At 64.8% G+C, this 17,889-nt stretch carries 16 protein-coding genes; 13 read left to right on the forward strand and 3 right to left on the reverse strand.

What is annotated here, in order from left to right; all coding sequences use genetic code 11:
• Positions 1-124 precede the first annotated feature (124 nt).
• Genes araD through glxR form a run of 3 tightly spaced genes read left to right on the forward strand, consistent with a single transcriptional unit; the run spans position 125 to position 3,611 of the window.
• Positions 125-1,858 (forward strand): L-arabinonate dehydratase, encoded by a 1,734-nt coding sequence (araD, locus tag N826_RS16250; RefSeq protein WP_044430545.1) that lies wholly within the window; start codon positions 125-127, stop codon positions 1,856-1,858.
• 55 nt (positions 1,859-1,913) lie between these two features.
• Entirely contained in the window at positions 1,914-2,684 is a 771-nt protein-coding gene (locus N826_RS16255; protein WP_044430548.1) for an aldolase/citrate lyase family protein, read from the forward strand.
• A 36-nt stretch (positions 2,685-2,720) separates the two neighbouring features.
• The gene (glxR, locus tag N826_RS16260) at positions 2,721-3,611 is read left to right on the forward strand and encodes a 2-hydroxy-3-oxopropionate reductase (protein ID WP_044430549.1); all 891 of its coding nucleotides are present in this window, start codon (positions 2,721-2,723) and stop codon (positions 3,609-3,611) included.
• 60 nt (positions 3,612-3,671) lie between these two features.
• Here the strand turns inward: glxR and N826_RS16265 are convergent, their stop codons facing one another.
• Positions 3,672-4,784 carry a cyclase family protein gene (locus tag N826_RS16265; protein WP_044430551.1) on the reverse strand — a complete coding sequence of 371 codons (1,113 nt, stop codon included), beginning with the start codon at positions 4,782-4,784 and terminating at the stop codon, positions 3,672-3,674.
• 269 nt (positions 4,785-5,053) lie between these two features.
• Between N826_RS16265 and N826_RS16270 the strand changes: the two genes are divergently transcribed.
• The 6 genes from N826_RS16270 (at position 5,054) to N826_RS16295 (ending at position 11,903) form a co-directional block, all read left to right on the forward strand.
• Positions 5,054-6,118: a CobW family GTP-binding protein gene (locus tag N826_RS16270; RefSeq protein ID WP_044430553.1), complete on the forward strand. Its 1,065-nt coding sequence runs from the start codon at positions 5,054-5,056 to the stop codon at positions 6,116-6,118.
• A gap of 85 nt (positions 6,119-6,203) precedes the next feature.
• Positions 6,204-6,809, forward strand: a complete 606-nt coding sequence (locus N826_RS40120) for a Spy/CpxP family protein refolding chaperone (protein WP_052831410.1) — start codon at positions 6,204-6,206, stop codon at positions 6,807-6,809.
• 157 nt (positions 6,810-6,966) lie between these two features.
• On the forward strand, positions 6,967-8,214 hold the full coding sequence (locus tag N826_RS16280; RefSeq protein WP_044430555.1) for an MFS transporter: 1,248 nt from the start codon (positions 6,967-6,969) through the stop codon (positions 8,212-8,214).
• A gap of 141 nt (positions 8,215-8,355) precedes the next feature.
• Positions 8,356-9,858 (forward strand): sugar ABC transporter ATP-binding protein, encoded by a 1,503-nt coding sequence (locus N826_RS16285; RefSeq protein WP_044430556.1) that lies wholly within the window; start codon positions 8,356-8,358, stop codon positions 9,856-9,858.
• 30 nt (positions 9,859-9,888) lie between these two features.
• On the forward strand, positions 9,889-10,872 hold the full coding sequence (locus N826_RS16290; protein ID WP_044430558.1) for an ABC transporter permease: 984 nt from the start codon (positions 9,889-9,891) through the stop codon (positions 10,870-10,872).
• Between the two features lie 68 nt (positions 10,873-10,940).
• Positions 10,941-11,903 carry a substrate-binding domain-containing protein gene (locus N826_RS16295; RefSeq protein WP_084720807.1) on the forward strand — a complete coding sequence of 321 codons (963 nt, stop codon included), beginning with the start codon at positions 10,941-10,943 and terminating at the stop codon, positions 11,901-11,903.
• Positions 11,904-12,164: 261 nt separating this feature from the next.
• On the opposite strand, the gene N826_RS16300 is transcribed toward N826_RS16295, so the two are convergent.
• Positions 12,165-13,055, reverse strand: a complete 891-nt coding sequence (locus N826_RS16300) for an AEC family transporter (RefSeq protein WP_052831412.1) — start codon at positions 13,053-13,055, stop codon at positions 12,165-12,167.
• A 108-nt stretch (positions 13,056-13,163) separates the two neighbouring features.
• On the reverse strand, positions 13,164-13,382 hold the full coding sequence (locus N826_RS44810; RefSeq protein WP_211099302.1) for a hypothetical protein: 219 nt from the start codon (positions 13,380-13,382) through the stop codon (positions 13,164-13,166).
• A gap of 511 nt (positions 13,383-13,893) precedes the next feature.
• On the opposite strand from N826_RS44810, the gene N826_RS16310 reads away from it, so the two are divergent.
• From N826_RS16310 to N826_RS16325, 4 genes are all read left to right on the forward strand, one after another.
• The gene (locus N826_RS16310) at positions 13,894-14,601 is read left to right on the forward strand and encodes a ParA family protein (RefSeq protein WP_169789360.1); all 708 of its coding nucleotides are present in this window, start codon (positions 13,894-13,896) and stop codon (positions 14,599-14,601) included.
• A gap of 50 nt (positions 14,602-14,651) precedes the next feature.
• Positions 14,652-15,281: a hypothetical protein gene (locus N826_RS40125; protein ID WP_147040777.1), complete on the forward strand. Its 630-nt coding sequence runs from the start codon at positions 14,652-14,654 to the stop codon at positions 15,279-15,281.
• 312 nt (positions 15,282-15,593) lie between these two features.
• The gene (gene denD, locus N826_RS16320) at positions 15,594-16,583 is read left to right on the forward strand and encodes a D-erythronate dehydrogenase (protein WP_044430562.1); all 990 of its coding nucleotides are present in this window, start codon (positions 15,594-15,596) and stop codon (positions 16,581-16,583) included.
• Positions 16,580-17,791 (forward strand): winged helix-turn-helix domain-containing protein, encoded by a 1,212-nt coding sequence (locus tag N826_RS16325; protein WP_044430564.1) that lies wholly within the window; start codon positions 16,580-16,582, stop codon positions 17,789-17,791. Before denD ends, N826_RS16325 begins: the two co-directional genes overlap by 4 nt.
• Positions 17,792-17,889 lie beyond the last annotated feature (98 nt).

The raw sequence follows: 17,889 nt of genomic DNA on the forward strand, positions 1-17,889 counted from the left end.
AACGGAAAAAGCTTCACAGAGCGTGATGATAACGCTATCATGCGTTTGTTAGCGTTATCATCAGGGTCCATTCGTTTTTTAAAAGAAAAGCCGGCGCCACGGGCCTGGGAGGGAGAAGCAGACAATGACCAGGAAGAAACCTGAGGAACTTCGCAGTCACCGCTGGTATGGGGTCAAGGACCTGCGGTCGTTCGGGCACCGGTCGCGCACCGCGCAGATGGGCTACGACCGCTCCGACTATGCCGGCAAGCCGGTGATCGCGATCGTCAATACCTGGAGCGACATCAATCCCTGCCATACCCACTTCAAGCAGCGGGTCGAGGAAGTGAAGCGCGGCGTCTGGCAGGCCGGCGGCTTCCCGGTCGAGATGCCGGCGATGTCGCTGTCGGAGCCGTTCCAGAAGCCGACCACCATGCTCTACCGCAACTTCCTGGCGATGGAGACGGAGGAGCTTCTGCGGTCGTATCCGGCCGACGGCTGCGTCCTGATGGGCGGCTGCGACAAGACCACCCCTGCCCTGCTGATGGGCGCGTTCTCGATGGACCTGCCGACCGTCTTCATGCCGGCGGGGCCGATGCTGCGCGGCGACTGGGGTGGTGCTGTGCTGGGGTCGGGCAGCGACAGCTGGAAATACTGGGCGGAACTGCGCGCCGGCAACATCACGGAAGACGACTGGCAGGGCGTCGAGCAGGGCATCGCGCGCTCCGCCGGCCACTGCATGACGATGGGCACCGCATCCACCTTGACGGGCGCGGTCGAGGCACTAGGCTTCACGCTGCCGGGCGCATCCAGCATCCCGGCTCCTGACTCGCGTCATGCCGCGATGGCGACGCTGACCGGCAAGCTGGTCGTCGACATGGTGTGGAACGACCTGAAGCCGTCGGACATCGTCAGCCCGCAGGCGTTCGACAACGCGGTGACGACCGTGCTGGCGCTGGGCGGCTCGACCAACGCGGTCGTCCACCTGATCGCGATGGCACGGCGCGCCGGCGTCGACCTGACGCTCGACCGGTTCGACGAGCTGGCGCGGAAGACGCCGCTGCTCGCCAACCTGCGGCCGTCGGGCAAGTTCCTGATGGAGGACTTCTACTATGCCGGCGGCCTGCGGGCGATGCTGGCGCGGCTGGGCGACCTGATCCACCCGGACTGCCTGACAGTCAACGGGTTGACGCTGGGCGCCAATATCAAAGGCTTCAAGGTCTTCGACGACGAGATCATCCGGCCGCTCGACAACCCGGTCGTGGCGTCGGACAGCCTGGCGGTGCTGCGCGGCAACCTGGCACCCAAGGGCGCCGTCATCAAGCCGCCGGCCGCCGAGCCGCACCTGCACCGGCATTCCGGCAAGGCCGTGGTGTTCGACGACTACAACGACATGGCGGCGCGGATCGACGATCCTGATCTGGACGTCGATGCGACTTCCGTGCTGGTGCTGCGCAATGCCGGACCGCTAGGAGCGCCGGGCATGCCGGAATGGGGCCAATTGCCGATCCCGAAGAAGCTGCTTCAGCAGGGTGTCCGCGACATGCTGCGGATTTCGGACGCACGGATGAGCGGCACCAGCTACGGCGCTTGCGTGCTTCACGTCGCCCCGGAAGCCTTCATCGGCGGTCCGCTGGCGCTGGTGCGCGACGGCGACGTGATCGAGCTGGACATCCCCGCCCGGCGGCTGGAGCTTCGGGTCGCCGAGGACGAGCTGGCCCGCCGGAAGGCCGAGTGGAAGGCGCCGCCGTCGCGGTTCGAGCGCGGCTATGGGGCGATGTTCTCGCAGTTCGTCTCCCAGGCCGACGAGGGCTGCGACTTCAGCTTTCTGGAGACCGGCGCGAAGACGGCGGCCGCGGGCGAGCCGGAGATCCACTGAACCGAACCGGCTCTGTGTTAAAACCGGTCTCATCAAAAAACAGGGAGGAAACGCCATGGACATGCCGATCAACACGTTCAAGCGGGCGATCATGGAAGGCCGGCAGCAGATCGGCCTGTGGTCGAGCCTGTCGAGCAACATCTCGGTCGAGATCCTGGCCGGGTCGGGCTTCGACTGGCTGCTGATCGATACCGAACACTCGCCGAACGACCTGCCGATGGTCTTCAGCCAGCTTCAGGCCGCCGTCGGCGGGACCGCGCACCCGATCGTGCGGCCGCCCTGGAACGACATGGTGGTGATCAAGCGCTACCTGGACGCGGGTGTCCAGACGTTCCTGATCCCCTATGTCCAGAACGCGGAAGAGGCCCGTCAGGCGGTCGCCGCGACGCGCTATCCGCCGGACGGGCTGCGCGGCTTCGCCTCGGCCTCGCGGGCGTCGCGGTTCGGCCGGGTGAAGGACTACTACGCGCGGGCGGCGGAGGAAACCTGCGTCCTGGTGCAGATCGAGACGCGCGAGGCGTTGGGCCATCTGGAAGAGATCGCCGCCGTTCCCGGCGTGGACGGCGTGTTCATCGGACCCGGCGACCTGTCGGCCGACATGGGCTACCTGGGGCAGCCGGGCCACCCCGACGTGACCGCCGCGATCGACGACGCGATCGGGCGGATCGTGGCCTGCGGCAACCGGGCCGGCATCCTGACCGGCGACGAGACCCTGGCGCGGCACTTCATCGAGAAAGGCTGCATCTTCACCGCCGTCGGTTCCGACGTCGGGCTGCTGGTCAAGTCCTCGGAAGCGCTGGCGAACAAGTTCAGGAACCCGGCGTAACGGAGTTTTCCGGCCGGAACTACAGGGAGAGATTTCATGAAGATCGGTTTCATCGGGCTCGGCATCATGGGCCGGCCCATGGCCGCCCATTTGGCAGACGGCGGGCACGAGCTGTTCGTCCACGACCTGCGGGCCGCTCCCCAGGACCTGCTCGACAAGGGCGCCAAGGACTTCCGGTCCGGGCGCGAGGTGGCGGAACAGGCCGACGTCGTCATCACGATGGTCCCGGACACTCCCCATGTCGAGGCGGCCCTGTTCGGACCCGGCGGCGTCGCCGAGGGGCTGAAGCCGGGCAAGCTGGTGATCGACATGAGCTCGATCGCTCCCCTGGAGACCAAGAAGTTCGCGGCTCGGATCAACGAGCTTGGCTGCGATTATCTGGACGCGCCGGTTTCCGGCGGCGAGGTCGGCGCCAAGGCGGCGTCGCTGACCATCATGGTCGGCGGTCCGGAAGAGGCGTTCGGCCGGGCGAAGCCGCTGTTCGAGCTGATGGGCAAGAACATCACGCTGGTCGGCGGCAACGGCGACGGCCAGACCACCAAGGTCGCGAACCAGATCATCGTGGCGCTGACGATCGAGGCGGTTGCGGAAGCCCTGCTGTTCGCGTCGAAGGCGGGGGCGGACCCGGCCAAGGTGCGGCAGGCGCTGATGGGCGGCTTCGCGTCGTCGCGCATCCTGGAGATCCACGGCGAACGGATGATCGCCCGCAACTTCAATCCGGGATTCCGGGTCGAACTGCACCAGAAGGACTTGAACCTGGCGCTGTCCGGCGCCCGCGCGCTGGGGCTGTCGCTGCCCAATACCGCGACGTGCCAGGAGCTTTTCAACTCGTGCGCGGCACATGGCGGATCGGCCTGGGACCATTCGGGCATGCTGCGGGCGCTGGAGATCGCCAGCAACTTCGAGGTCGGGCAGAAGGCGGAGTAAGGACCGGGGGAGGGCTCGACGCCCCCTCCCCTCTTCCATTCTTTTCCGGCAGGCGCCGCGTCAGGTCACCGCGATCGGCGTGCCGCCGGACGCCGTGGCGCCTTTCAGCGCCATCGGGCTGAAGATGTAGACGAACTGGTATTTGCGGTCGGCGAGCAGCTCGTCGAAGATCAGGTTTTCGTGGTTGTGGATGCCGTGCTTGGTCTGAAGCTCGACATGGACCGGGAAGGCAAGGTTCTTGTCGGGGTTCGGCACGACTTCCACCGCCCAGGTGTCGGCGCCGGTCAGGCACAGGTCCTTCTCGATCACCCAGCGGGCGACTTCCAGGCCGATGCCGGGTTCGCCCGAATTGAAGCGGTCGTTGTTCTTCATCCAGAGCTGACCCCAGCCCGTGTTGAAGAAGATGGCGTCGCCCGGCTTGATGTTGTCCTCGCTCATGTTCTGGCGCTGGAAGGCGGCGCGGACATCGGCCAGCGAAATTTCCTCCCCCGCTTCCAGCATGCGGCCCTTGAGGCCGGCGATATCGGCCAGATGGCCGTTGGTGAACAGCGGCTTCAGCTTTTCGACGCCCAGCTTATTGAGGCCGTAGGCGTTGGACATCTCGGCCATCGTGACGCCGTTGTAGAACCGCATGTCGTTGAGGTCGCCAGCCTTGCCGGTCTGCACGCCGATATGGCCCAACCCGTCGAACTGGGTGCCGATCTGGCCGATCTCCGCCGACACGAACTCGTCGTTGTAGACCATCTTGTTGTTGCCGAACGGACCGCCGGTCGGCGAACCGGGGATGCGGAGAGCGAAGACGCGGGCGCCGAACAGCGGCATTCCCGCTTCGTAAGTGCGGCCGATCTTGTAGATCTTGCCGTCTCGGATCGACTTGACGGCTTCCAGCACCTTGGCCGGGGTGATGTGGTTGGATGCTCCGGCCTCGTCGCCGGCGCCCCATTTGGACGGCCACCACGTCTCGCCGGAAGCCGAGCCGGAGGCGGCGCTTGCGCCGCCCGCCGTGGTCTGCGCCTGGGCGACGGTGATCGGTGCGGAGCCGAACTTGCCGAAGGCGGCGCCCGCCGCCGCCGCGGTGACCACGCCGGCGGTCTTCATGAAGGTCCGGCGTTCCGGCTGCTCGACGTCGCCGGCGGGGTTGCTGGAATCCTGTGGGGGTTGTTCCTCATCCATCGATGCGTTCCTCCCTTGGTGTTCTTCGGGGTCATTGTTCGGGCAATGACTTGATTGGTCCTACCAGCGTCGGGGCGCGTGCCGACGTTGTCAAGCGCGGCGAAGTGACAAATAAGGGCGTGCCCCCGGCCTGTTGCAAAAGGCGGTTTATTGCAGCCGCGAACAAGAACGTGAAGGATTGTCGGCTGGACACGACGCCGATATCATCCCGGACCCGCCATGATCCTGGCGCCGGCAAGTAACAAGCAAGAAAGTGGGAACGCATCGTCATGAGCCTGTTCGATCGCGACAAGTCAGCCGACCGCCTGCCGCTTTCGGTCGTGACGGGGTTCCTCGGCAGCGGCAAGACGACGCTTCTCAACCATCTGCTCCGGCATCCCGGCATGGCGGAGACCGCCGTCATCATCAACGAGTTCGGCGAGATCGGGCTGGACCATCTGCTGGTCGAGCGGGTGGACGGCGACATGGTCGTGATGGCGAGCGGCTGCCTGTGCTGCACCATCCGCAACGATCTGGAAACGACGCTGCGCGGCCTGCTGTCCAAGATGGATGCCGGCGAGATCCCGCCGTTCCGCCGCATCCTGATCGAGACCACCGGACTTGCCGACCCTGCCCCCATCGTCCAGATGCTGCTGAACAACCCGATGGTCTGCCACTGGGTCCGGCTGGACGCCGTCGTGACTGTGGTGGACGCGGTCCACGGCGCCCGGCAACTGGACGAGCAGCCCGAGCCGGTCAAGCAGGCCGCCCTGGCCGACCGGCTGGTGCTGACCAAGACGGACATCGCCCCTGCCGGCGCGGTCGAGATGTTGACGGAGCGGCTGCGCGCTCTCAACCCCGCCGCACCGATCCTGCCGGTCAGCCACGGTGCGGTGGAGCCGGACCGGCTGTTCGGCGCCGGGCTGTTCGATCCGGAAGCCAAGACCGCCGACGTGCGCCGCTGGCTGAACGAGGAGGCGTATCGCGATGACGCCGGGCATGGCCACGGACACCACGGGCATGGCCACGACGTCAACCGGCACGGTGCGCGGATCGCGGCGACCTGCCTGACGCATGACGAACCGCTGGAATGGGCCGACGTCAACGACTGGCTGTCGGCGCTTCGTGCCCACTACGGCGAGAACCTGCTGCGGGTCAAAGGCATCCTCGACCTTCGGGGCGAGGCCGGACCGGTCGTGGTCCATGGCGTCCACCACGTCTTCCATCCGCCCGTGGCGCTGGAGAACTGGCCGGACGCCGACCGGCGGACCCGGCTGGTGCTGATAACCCGCGATCTGCCGGCGGAGATGCTGCGTGCGGCCTGGGCGGAACTGGCGCCCGCGGCAGGCAGTTGATTTAGATTAAGGAGTGCCGCGTGGGGGCGGGCTATGCTCTCCAGATGGGCTTGCAGACATGACGGTAGCCGTTTTGGAGGACACCATGAAGACTTCGTTTCGCCTGGCGCTTCCCGTCCTCGCAGTGCTGGCTTTCAGCCCGGCCGTGCAGGCGCAGTCCGATCCCCATCAGCGCCATCACCCCAGCGGCCAAGCGCAGGAAGTCCAGGACGCTCCGGCACCCGGTTCATCCATGCCGATGCCGATGCGGGGCATGGACATGAATGGCATGCCGATGGGCGGCCAGGGCGGCGGTTCGATGGATTGCCCGATGATGGGCGCGATGAGGCGCAATGCCGGCATGGGCATGGGAATGGGCATGCCGTTCGAGCATATCGAAGGCCGGCTCGCTTTCCTTCAGACGGAAATCGGCATTACCGAGGGTCAGCGGGAACAGTGGAACGCCTTCGCCGGCGCCCTCCGCCGCAATGCCGAGGTTCACCGGACCATGCATGACCAGATGATGGCTCCCGACGCCTCGCCGCCGAAGAGCTGGTTGCAGAAGGTACAGGGGAAGACGCGGATGATGTCCAGCCATGCCGAGGCGCTGAAAGCGGTGGAAACGGCTGCCGGTCCCCTCTACGCCGTCCTGACGGAGGACCAGCGGCAGAAAGCCGACAGCCTGCTGTCCGGCGCGATGGGTATGATGTGACGGCGACGCAGCACCTTCGCTGAAGCGAAGGCCGTTCAGGAACATCGCAGGCCCGCAGCGGTTGCCGTTGCGGGCATGCATCCATTTCCAAAACCCTTTGGAAGCGCATGCTCTCCACTCCGCCGCCGATGCGGCGAAATTCAGGGGAGAGTTCCGCATGCGCACACTCGCGCAGTCCGTTACCGCGTCCACGGCGGAGGACGCGAACGCCGGCCGTGGCCTTTCGCCGGCGCTGACGGTCGCCTGCGCCGCGACCTGCGGCGCCATGGTCGCCAACCTATATTACGCCCAGCCGCTGATCGGCCTGATAGCGCCCGAGCTTGGGCTTGGGGAGAACATCTCCGGCCTGATCGTCACCCTGACCCAGCTCGGTTATGGGGCCGGGCTGCTGCTGGTCGTCTCGCTCGCCGACCGGATCGAGAACCGCCGGCTGATCCTGACCACCCTGCTCTGCGCCGCGGCGGCGCTGGCCGGTGTCGCGGTTTCTTCTTCCGCCGCGGTCTTCCTGGCGGCTTCGGTCGCGGTCGGTTTCTGTTCGGCCGGCGCTCAGGTCGTGGTGCCGTTCGCCGCCGCGCTGACGCCGGAGGAACGGCGCGGCCGCACCATCGGCAACGTCATGGCGGGCCTGCTTGCGGGCATCATGCTGGCGCGGCCGGCATCGAGCATGCTTGCCGATACGCTGGGCTGGCGGGCGGTGTTCTGGGTGTCCGCCGGCCTGATGCTGCTGCTGACCGCATGGCTGGCGAAGGCCCTGCCCCGCAGCCACGGTTCCGGCGGCGACGGCCAGACGAAACCGGCGCAGGGGAGCTACGGACGGATGCTGGCCTCGATGTGGAGCATCCTGCTGACGACGCCGGCGCTTCAGCGGCGGGCGGTCTACCAGGGCATCGTCTTCGCCATCTTCAACATCTTCTGGACGGCGGCGCCCCTGATGCTGGCGAGCCTCTTCGGCTATGGGCAGAAGGGGATCGCGCTGTTCGCCCTGGCGGGCGCCGGAGGCGCGCTGGCGGCGCCGCTCGCCGGGCGGCTGGGCGACAGGGGTTATGTGAGGATCGGGACGGGTGTTGCGCTGGCCACCGTCATGCTCAGCTGCTTCCTCGCGGGTTGGGCGGCAGCCCTGCCCTCCCTTGCGGCGCTGGTCGTGTTCGCGGTGACGCTGGACGCGGCGACGCAGGTCAATCAGGTGCTGGGCCAAAGAGTGATCTACTCGCTTGCCGGCGAAGCGCGCGGCCGGATGAACTCCGTCTACATGACCATCGTCTTCCTGCTGGGCGCCGGGGGATCGGCGGTGGCGACGCTGACCTACCATCATGGCGGCTGGTGGACGTCGATGCTGACCGGCGGCGTCCTGGCGTTGGCGGCGCTGGTCTTCTTCGCGACCGAGCTGAGGCGGCCCGGCGGCTGAGCCCCTAAGCCCGCCATAAGGCCTTGCCGGCCAATATGCCCTTTTGGATCAATGATCTAGCTTGACGCTTGGGGAGGCCCGCTTCACAGTGGCGTCCCAAGCCGCGATCAGACGGCCAAACGGGAGGGGGAGCCGGCGCGGATGAGCATTGCGGTCCGTTTCGAGAACATCGTGAAGGAGTTCGGGACCGTCCGGGTCCTTCACGGCGTCAGTTTCGAACTGCCGCGCGGCGGCGTCTACGGTCTGCTCGGCGAGAACGGCGCCGGCAAATCGACGCTGATGAAGATCCTGAGCGGCTACGAGCAGCCGACCGAAGGCGCGGTGTTCGTCGACGGCGAAGCCAGGGTCTTCAACAACTCGCGCGCGGCGGAAGCCGCCGGGATCGTCCTGATCCACCAGGAATTCAACCTCGCCGAAGACCTGACCATCGCCCAGAACATCTTCCTCGGCCATGAGAAGAAGCGCGGCTGGTGGCTCGACGATGCGGCGATGCGCACCGAAACCGCCCGTGTGCTGGCGCAGGTCGGGCTGGACAAGAACCCGGATATGCCGGTGCGGCACCTGATCGTCGCGGAGAAGCAATTGGTCGAGATCGCGAAGGCGCTGGCGCGCAATGCCCGCCTTCTGATCATGGACGAGCCGACGGCCTCGCTGACGCCGGGAGAGACCGAGGCGCTGTTCAGGCTGATGGGCCGGCTGCATGAGGCCGGCGTGACCATCGTCTATATCTCGCACAAGCTGGACGAGGTCGAGCGGACGACCAACGAGGTGATCGTCATGCGCGACGGCCGCTTCGTCACTCGCCGCCCGACGGCCGAGCTGACCCGGCGCGAGATGGCTAACCTGATGGTCGGGCGCGAGCTGTCCGACCTGTATCCGCCAAAGGACCCCTCCCCCGCCCCATCGTCGGCCGGTGCGATGCCACGGCTCAAGGTCGTCGGCATGACGGTACCGGGCTGGGCGCAGGATGTCGGCTTCGAGGTCATGCCGGGTGAGATCCTGGGGTTCGCGGGACTTGTCGGAGCCGGACGGACCGAGCTGTTCGAGGGGCTTCTGGGATTGCGGCCCCACAGCGTGGAACGGATCGAACTGGACGGCCACGAGATCCGCATCCGGAACCCGCGCGAAGCGGTAGCACAGGGGCTGACTTACCTAAGCGAGGACCGCAAGGGCAAGGGGCTGCATGTCGGCTTCGGCCTGCGGGAGAACCTGACGCTGATGGCGCTGGAGCACTACGCGAAGCCGTGGCTTCGGCCCGGCGACGAGATGCGGGCGCTTCAGACGGCGGTGAAGGACTTCGGCATCCGGACCGGGTCGCTCGACATCCGGGCGTCGTCGCTGTCGGGCGGCAACCAGCAGAAGCTGGCGCTGGCGAAGGTCCTGCACCCGAAGCCGAAAGTCATCGTCCTGGACGAGCCGACGCGTGGCGTCGATGTCGGGGCCAAGCGGGACATCTACTTCCTGATCCAACGGCTGGCGCGGGAGGGACATGGCGTGATCGTGGTGTCGTCCGAGCTGATGGAACTGGTGGGCCTGTGCCACCGGGTCGCCGTGATGCGGGCGGGCCGCCTTGAGGCCATGGTCGATGCGCAACACCTGACCGAGGAGGAACTGATTTCCCATGCGACCGGAACGAAGAACTAGGCCGAGGAACCACCGTCCAGGGGCCGTACCGTGGTAGAGGGGAGGCTTGAACGCGCGAGGTCGTTCGGCTCCTGGCTGCATGGCGTCGGACCCGTCGTCGGGCTGGCGCTGCTGTGCGTCGCCGGCACCCTGCTGAACAGCGACTTCGCGTCGCTGGACAACGCGATGAACGTGCTGACCCGTACCGCCTTCATCGGGATCATCGCGGTCGGCATGTGCTTCGTGATCATTTCCGGCGGCATCGACCTGTCAGTCGGGTCGATGGCGGCGCTGATCGCTGGGCTGGTGATCCTGCTGATGAACACGATGGCCGGGTGGATGGACCAGCCGATCCTTGTGGTCGCCATCGGCATGGCGTTCTCGGTCGTTCTGGGAGCGGCGTTCGGGCTGGCCCATGGGCTGCTGATAACGCGGGGCCGCATCGAGCCGTTCATCGTCACGCTCGGGACGCTCGGGATCTTCCGAGCATACCTGACATACTTCTCCAACGGTGGAGCCATCACGCTGGACGACAGCCTGTCCGACGTCTACAGCCCCGTCTACTACACCAGCCTGGCGGGAGTGCCGATCCCCGTCTGGGTCTTCCTGCTGGTGGCGATTGCCGGAGGAGTGATCCTGAACCGGACTGCTTTCGGCCGCTACGTCCAGGCGATCGGCTCGAACGAGCAGGTCGCGCGCTACGCGGCGGTCGATGTCGACAAGATAAAGGTGCTGACCTATGCACTGCTCGGGGCCTGTGTCGGCATCGCCACGCTGCTCTACGTTCCCCGGCTTGGCTCCTCCTCCCCCACTACGGGATTGTTGTGGGAGCTTGAAGCCATCGCAGCGGTGATCGTCGGGGGCACGGCGCTGAAAGGCGGGGCTGGCAGCATCGCGGGAACCGTCGTGGGCGCCATCCTGCTGTCGGTCATCAGCAACATCCTCAACCTGACCAGCATCATCAGCGTCTACCTGAACGCTGCCGTCCAAGGGTTCGTCATCATAACGGTAGCATTCCTGCAAAGGCGGAAATGAGGGGTCGGACAGTGGGTTTCATGCGAGTATCGAAGCTTCAGAAAATCGTCCAAGGGAGGGCCTATAAAATGAATATCAAATCCATTATATTTGGTGTGGCCGCAAGCGTCGTGGCGCTGGGAGCGCCGGCGGCAGCCTTCGCCCAGAACAAGGTCAACTTGGGCGTCGCCATTCCGGCCGCCACCCATAGCTTCACCGCCGGCATCGTCTGGTGGGCGAACGCCGCCAAGGCTGAGCTGGAAAAGGAGCATAAGGACCTAAAGGTCACGATCAAGACGGCGGCCAATGCCGGTGAGCAGGCCAACCAGCTTCAGGATCTGGTGACGGCGAACAAGATCAACTCGCTCGTGATCTTCCCGTTCGAATCCGCGGCGCTGACCAAGCCCGTGGCACAGGTCAAGAACAAGGGCGTCTACGTGACGGTGGTGGACAGGGGGCTGACGGACCCGAGCGCGCAGGACGCCTATATCTCCGGCGACAACACCGCTTTTGGCAAGGTCCCGGCCGAGTACATCGCCAAGGCGCTGAACGGCAAGGGCAACATCGTCGCCATGCGCGGCATCGCCACGACGCTCGACAACGAGCGGATGGACGCCTTCAATTCGGTGATGAAGGACTATCCGGACATCAAGCTGCTGGATGCCAAATACGCCAACTGGAACCGGGACGACGCGTTCAAGGTGATGCAGGACTACCTGACGCGTTTCAAGCAGATCGATGCCGTCTGGGCGGCTGACGACGACATGGCGGTCGGGGTGCTGAAAGCTATCGAGCAGGCCAAGCGCGACGACATCAAGATCGTCTTCGGCGGCGCCGGGTCCAAGGGCATGATCAAGACGCTGATCGACGGCAAGGATTCGCGCATCCAGGCCAACGTCTCCTACTCGCCGAAGTTCATCTACGAGGCGATCAAGCTGACGGCGGAGGCAAGATTGAAGGGGGAGGCGCTGCCGGCAACGACCATCGTGCCGTCGGTGCTGATCACCAAGGACAATGCCAAGGACTTCTACTTCCCTGACTCGCCGTTCTGATGCTGTGGCCGGGAGCGATCCCGGCGGTGTTTTGGGGTGCTGGCCGGCCTCCGTCATGACAGACGGAGGCCGGTTTTTTTATGTCGGTGTGGAACGTGATTCCAACGGCATTAAACATCGGCCGGTCTGGAGCGTTAGATGTCGGGCTGAAGAGGCCCGACCTACGTCAGCGTGCTTTTGCCAGCATAAATTTGTAGGTCGGGCCTCTTCAGCCCGACATCTTTTGCCGGAACTCACCGGTCAATCTTAATGCCGTTAGCATCACATGACGTTCAGCAGCAGGATCGGCAGCACCAGGAAGGCCAACACGGTCGAGCCCAGCACCATGGCGGCGACCTCCTCCGGCGAGTTGTCGTAGCGGAGCGCCCAGAGATAGTTGAAGACCGCCACGGGCATGGCGCTTTGCAGGATGGTCACTCCCCGCATGGCGCCTTCAAGGCCCATCGCCCAGGACACGCCGTACCCTGCCGCAATGCCCAGGATAAGGCGGAATGCCGACATCAGGATCGCGCGGGCCGTGCCGCCGAAGCGCAGGCGCGCCAAGGCGACGCCCAGTGAGAACAGCATCAGCGGCACGGCGCAGTTGCCGAGCAGTGACGTCGTGTTCGAGATCCACAACGGCACTTTGACTTGGGTCAGGAGGATCAGCAGCGACACCGCGACGCTGTAGAGCACGGGCGTCCGGACGAGCTGTCGGAAGCTGAACTTGCCGGCGGCGATCGCCGGTCCGAAGGTAAATTGCCCGATCGCCATGGCGGCGAAGAACATGACGCCAAGGCTCAATCCTTCCTGCCCGTATGCGAAGAGACATATCGGCAGGCCCAGATTGCCGGCATTGGGGAAGCTGAGCGCGGGCAGGTAAACCCGCCAAGGGATACGGGCAAGCCGGAGGAACGGGTAGGCGACCAGTCCCGGCAGGACGATGCAGGCGATCGATGCCGCCGCCATGATGCCGAGCTGGTCTCCAGAGAGAGGCGTATGGGTCAGGGAGGAGAAGACGAGGCAGGGCGTCGACACGTTCACCGCGAAGGTGGTGATGAACGCGCTGTCGTAGGGCAGGTTGGCGCGAGTCCAGCAGAACCCGAGCGCCGCGACGAGGAATACGGGAGCGATGACTGCCGTCATGCTGGAGAACAGCGCTACTAAATCCATGATCGCTCGGAGGTCCCTGCCCTGGCCTGGGGTGATCTTAAACTTGGGATGATCTGAAGAATTGAGACAGCCTGGATCGCCGTTGCCTGACCGTCCAAATCCATTCAGCTACCAGCGGACATAAGGGCCGGTGAACAGATCGCCCAGCGAGCGCCGCATCTGGACGGTGATTTTCATCTGGTGCCGGTTCCAGTCACGGTCGGTGTCGAGATGGCACCACTGGCACAACGCCGCCAGATTACGCGGATGGTTGTTGCTGAGGTTGCCGTCCTTGTGGCAACAGGCCAGTACGACGCGGCTGAACTTGGACTTGCTGATCTCCAACATATCCGGCCATATCGATGGATGTCCGTAACGGTCTCGCCATGTGTCTCCCGCTACGGTATCGAGCCAGCGCCCGTCGGGAAGTATTCGTATCCTGGAAAGATGCTTCCTGCCACATCGTTCGCAAACACCACGTGCGCGCTTGAAGCGAATGGAGTCGGATATCTGCGGCCAGTCAATGGGATAAAAGAAGCGATTCTGCCGGTTGATAGGCATTACTGTTCCAGCCAGGATGCAAGACTGCGGAGGAGGGCGACCGTAGCATCGGGCGAAGGATTAGCCAACTAATTAGATCCGGCGGAGAATGTCCGGCTTATGGCATCTCAAGATCGCTGGCTCGTTTACCGGGTAAACGAAGGCCGACAAAATCATTGAGCGCCGTTTACCGGGTAAACGGGCCACACTCGGCGAACTAATCGTCATCCCGTGTCCGCTCCACCTATCGCCCCTGCCCGCTTTGCTGTAAACCTCGGCCATTAAAGCAGCAGAGGGTTGAGCGATGGCAGATACAGCCGTGGCTGAAAAGCCAAAGTCCAAAAAGCCCAAGAGCGCTCCCGCGCCGGCAGCGGAGGCAGCACCCAGGACGCCGAAGAAGTTGCTGGTTTCCGGTCCCAAAGGTGGTCTTGGCAAGACCGGCTGTTCCCGCATTATCGGCGTCGCAGCCAGCATGGCGGGGTTGAAGGTCCTCCTTGTCGATGCCGATGCTCAAGGCAGCCTCGCCGCTTGGCACGAACTGCGTGAGGCTTCCGGCTACGAGAGCCTAGCTCCCATCGACTGCGTCGCCGTCGATATGGACAACGCGGCCGAGACGATCACCAAAGCCACCGACTACGACCTGATCATCATCGATACTCCCAATGCCGTGCAGGCATACCGCGACCAGTTCGTGGCGCTGATCGGGCTTGCCGACTTCGTGCTGATCCCGACCGGAGCGACGTTCGACGACCGGCGGTCCACCATCCCGTGGATGGGCGTCATGAAGCACCATGGCAAGGAAGCCGCCTTCGTCATGAACCGGGTCAAGCGGAGCACGGTCGCTTTCCGGGAAGCGAAGAAGCTTCTCCTGAAGGAAGGGCGGCTCTGCCCGGCCGAGATCCCGGACCTTGAGAACATCCATAACTTTGCCGACCAGGGCCTTTCGGCTGTGGACATCGACAATGCCAGCGGTCGCGACGACTGCATGGGATTGTGGCATTTCATTCGCAACGAGATGAGGCTCTGATGGTCAGTCTGCGTGAAGCCAAGAAGAAAGGGGCTGTCGCGGATTCGCGGATGCTTTCATTCATCGGCGCCGCCGCTGAAGCTCCGCCGGCTACTGTCCCGGCCGTCGCGGAAAGCGACCTGGACCGGATCGTCGATCCGCTGGACGAACCCGATGCCTTCCGCGAACATCTTGAACGTCTGTGGAAGGAAACACGACAGCGGGTGCTTGCCATCGGCCGCAACCTGATGAACGCGCTGGAGAAGCTGGAGCCGTTCCCGGGACGGTTCGAATCCCTTGTGGAGGGCCTGCCGTTCTCTCGGCCGATCGCCAGCCAGATGATCGCCATCGCCAGGGCTGTCGAGGACAAGAAGCTTTCCGAGGATGAAATTCCGCCGTCCTATTCGATCGCCTATCAGCTGACGACGCTGTCGAACGAAGAAATCAAGCGTGCCCGCGCGCAGGGTATCGTCAGGCCGGATATCGGCCGCAAGGACATCATCGAGTTCAAGCGCATCCAGCGCTCGGCTCGGCCGCGCCAGACCGGTCTGGATCTCCGGCGGCTGAAGGCGCAGCGCGATCGGTTGCGTCAAGCCTTGGTCGAGGTCGAGGACCGCATCCGCGAGTTGGAAGGCGAGGGCGGTCACCTTCAGGATGGAGATTATTTGGAGGGTGAAGCAGTCGCGGTCGAGGACGTGTGATAGCGGGGGCCGAAGAGTTGGCTGGTGTGGAGCGTTAGATCCGGTCAATCGTTCTTATAACGTCCAGTCAAAGAGTTTGACCGGCGGTAGACAAGTGTTGGGCCACGGCCCAACCTACGAAGCAGGAGCCCGTAGGTTGGGCCGTGGCCCAACAAACACTGTCCACTGGCATTATTTATCTAATGGTTTCTCCATTGCCTTGGTGAGCAAAACCCCTGGAGGCTTCCGGCACATACCCTTATAGTCCTTGGTGAAGCCCGGCGAGACAGCCTGACGCGACCGGGTTCCCAATGAACAAAGTCGCAGGACATCATGCACATTCTCATCATTGGCGCGGCTGGCATGCTCGGCCGCAAGCTGACCGAAAGACTGGTCGCCGACGGGCGGCTGGGCAGCGGCGAAGTGACCAAGCTGACGCTGGCCGATGTCATCGATCCGCCGGCCCCGACAGGCTTCAAGGGGGAAGCAAGCACGGTCGCGGTCGACATCTCCAAACCGGGGGAGGTGGACAAGCTGGTCGCCAGCCGGCCCGATACCATCTTCCATCTTGCCGCCATCGTGTCGGGGGAGGCGGAAGCCGACTTCAACAAGGGCTACGCGATCAACCTGGACGGCACCCGCTTCCTGTTCGATGCCGTCCGGCTGGAGAGTGCGAAGTCTCCCTATAAACCGCGCCTCGTGTTCTCGTCCTCCATCGCGGTTTTCGGAGCGCCGTTCCCGGAGAAGATCGGCGACGAGTTCTTCACGACGCCACTGACCAGCTATGGGACGCAGAAGGCGATCGGCGAACTGCTGCTGAGCGACTATTCCAGGCGCGGCTTCTTCGACGGCATCGGCATCAGGCTGCCGACCATCTGCATCCGCCCGGGCAAGCCGAACAAGGCGGCATCGGGTTTCTTCTCCAACATCCTGCGCGAACCGCTAGCCGGCCAGGAAGCGGTGCTGCCCGTCGCCGAGGATGTCCGGCACTGGCACGCCAGCCCGCGTTCCGCCGTCGGGTTCCTGCTGCACGCGGCCACCATGGACTTGAGCCAGCTCGGCTGGAGGCGCAACCTGTCGATGCCGGGCCTGTCCGCCACGGTGGGCGAGCAGATCGAGGCGCTGCGCCGGGTCGCGGGCGAGAAGGCGGTCAAGCTGATCCGGCGCGAACCGGACCCGATGATCATGAAGATCGTGAGCGGCTGGGCACGCGATTTCGACACCAGCCGGGCAGCGTCGCTGGGCTTCACGGCAGAGCAGTCGTTCGACGAAATCATCCGGGTACATATCGAAGACGAACTGGGCGGACGCGTGCCCGATTGAAGCTGTCGCTCAAGGAAGCCCGGCGCATCGCGCTGGCGGCCCAGGGCTTCGGTAAGCCGAGGCTCGACGGCGGCACGTTTCAGCAAGGTCATCTCGGCCGTCTGCTGAAACGTACCGGGCTGCTTCAGATCGATTCCGTCAGCGTGCTGGTGCGGGCGCACTACATGCCGCTGTTCTCGCGCCTTGGGTCCTATCCAGTGGGCGTACTGGACGAAGCGGCCTGGGGCGGCAAGCGGACGCTGTTCGAATACTGGGCGCATGAAGCGTCGCTGCTGCCGCTCGACCTTCACCCGCTGCTGCGCTGGCGGATGGCCCGGGCGGCGGCGGGGCAGGGGGTCTATGGCCGGCTGGGGACCATCGCCCGGGAGCGGCCGGACTTCGTCACGGCGACGCTGGCCGCAATCCGGGATCGGGGACCTCTCGCCGCTTCGGACTTCGAGGGCAGCAAGGGCAATGGTTCGTGGTGGGGCTGGAGTGACGTCAAATGCGCGCTTGAATACCTGTTCTGGGCGGGGATGCTCACGACCCGGACGCGCCGAGGTTTCGAGCGGCTCTACGACCTGCCGGAGCGGGCACTGCCGGGAAAGATCCTGAACCTGCCCACACCCGACGAAGCGGGTGCGCACCGGGAACTTCTGGCGCTGTCCGCCCGCGCCCATGGCATCGGCACCGCCAACGATTTGCGCGATTACTTCAGGTTGGATGCCACCGACGTCAAACCCCGGATTGCCGAACTGGTAGAGGAGGGGACCCTGCTGCCGGTCGAGGTCGAGGGTTGGAAACATCAGGCATACCTGCACCGGGACGCCCGGCGGCCCCGGCGGATCGACGCCGCGGCGCTGCTGTCGCCGTTCGACCCGCTGGTATGGGAGCGGTCAAGGTCGGAACGGCTGTTCGACTTCCGCTACCGGCTGGAGATCTACACGCCGGTCGAGAAGCGGCAGCACGGCTACTACGTATTACCGTTCCTGCTGGGCGACCGGCTGGCTGCCCGCGTCGATCTTAAGGCGGAGCGGGCGACCGGTACGCTGCATGTGCTGGCGGTCCATGCCGAACCGCATGCGCCAGCGCATACCGCCGAGGCGCTTCTGGCGGAACTTCGGCATATGGCAGACTGGCTGCTGCTGGAGCGGATGAGCATCGCGGACCGCGGCGATCTGGCTCCGGCGTTGCGGCAGGCAGCGGCGTCGGGCTTGAGCGGCATTTAAGCTTGGATTGTCCGGAACGTTATGCCAGGGGCGGAAGACATTGATCCATGTGGATAGTGCTCGTTGGGCCACGGCCCAACCTACAGGCTCCTGCTTAG

Origin of the sequence: Skermanella aerolata KACC 11604 (genome assembly GCF_000936425.1) — a bacterium.
Classification (GTDB): domain Bacteria; phylum Pseudomonadota; class Alphaproteobacteria; order Azospirillales; family Azospirillaceae; genus Skermanella; species Skermanella aerolata.

Coding starts and splice junctions, on each gene's coding strand:
- N826_RS40125 (WP_147040777.1), top strand. CDS start 14,652: ATGCTTTCATTCATCGGCGCCGCCGCTGAAGCTCCGCCGGCTACTGTC.
- N826_RS40120 (WP_052831410.1), top strand. CDS start 6,204: ATGAAGACTTCGTTTCGCCTGGCGCTTCCCGTCCTCGCAGTGCTGGCT.
- N826_RS16295 (WP_084720807.1), top strand. CDS start 10,941: ATGAATATCAAATCCATTATATTTGGTGTGGCCGCAAGCGTCGTGGCG.
- N826_RS16255 (WP_044430548.1), top strand. CDS start 1,914: ATGGACATGCCGATCAACACGTTCAAGCGGGCGATCATGGAAGGCCGG.
- N826_RS16265 (WP_044430551.1), bottom strand. CDS start 4,784: ATGGATGAGGAACAACCCCCACAGGATTCCAGCAACCCCGCCGGCGAC.
- N826_RS44810 (WP_211099302.1), bottom strand. CDS start 13,382: ATGTTGGAGATCAGCAAGTCCAAGTTCAGCCGCGTCGTACTGGCCTGT.
- N826_RS16270 (WP_044430553.1), top strand. CDS start 5,054: ATGAGCCTGTTCGATCGCGACAAGTCAGCCGACCGCCTGCCGCTTTCG.
- araD (WP_044430545.1), top strand. CDS start 125: ATGACCAGGAAGAAACCTGAGGAACTTCGCAGTCACCGCTGGTATGGG.
- denD (WP_044430562.1), top strand. CDS start 15,594: ATGCACATTCTCATCATTGGCGCGGCTGGCATGCTCGGCCGCAAGCTG.
- N826_RS16285 (WP_044430556.1), top strand. CDS start 8,356: ATGAGCATTGCGGTCCGTTTCGAGAACATCGTGAAGGAGTTCGGGACC.
- glxR (WP_044430549.1), top strand. CDS start 2,721: ATGAAGATCGGTTTCATCGGGCTCGGCATCATGGGCCGGCCCATGGCC.
- N826_RS16280 (WP_044430555.1), top strand. CDS start 6,967: ATGCGCACACTCGCGCAGTCCGTTACCGCGTCCACGGCGGAGGACGCG.
- N826_RS16300 (WP_052831412.1), bottom strand. CDS start 13,055: ATGGATTTAGTAGCGCTGTTCTCCAGCATGACGGCAGTCATCGCTCCC.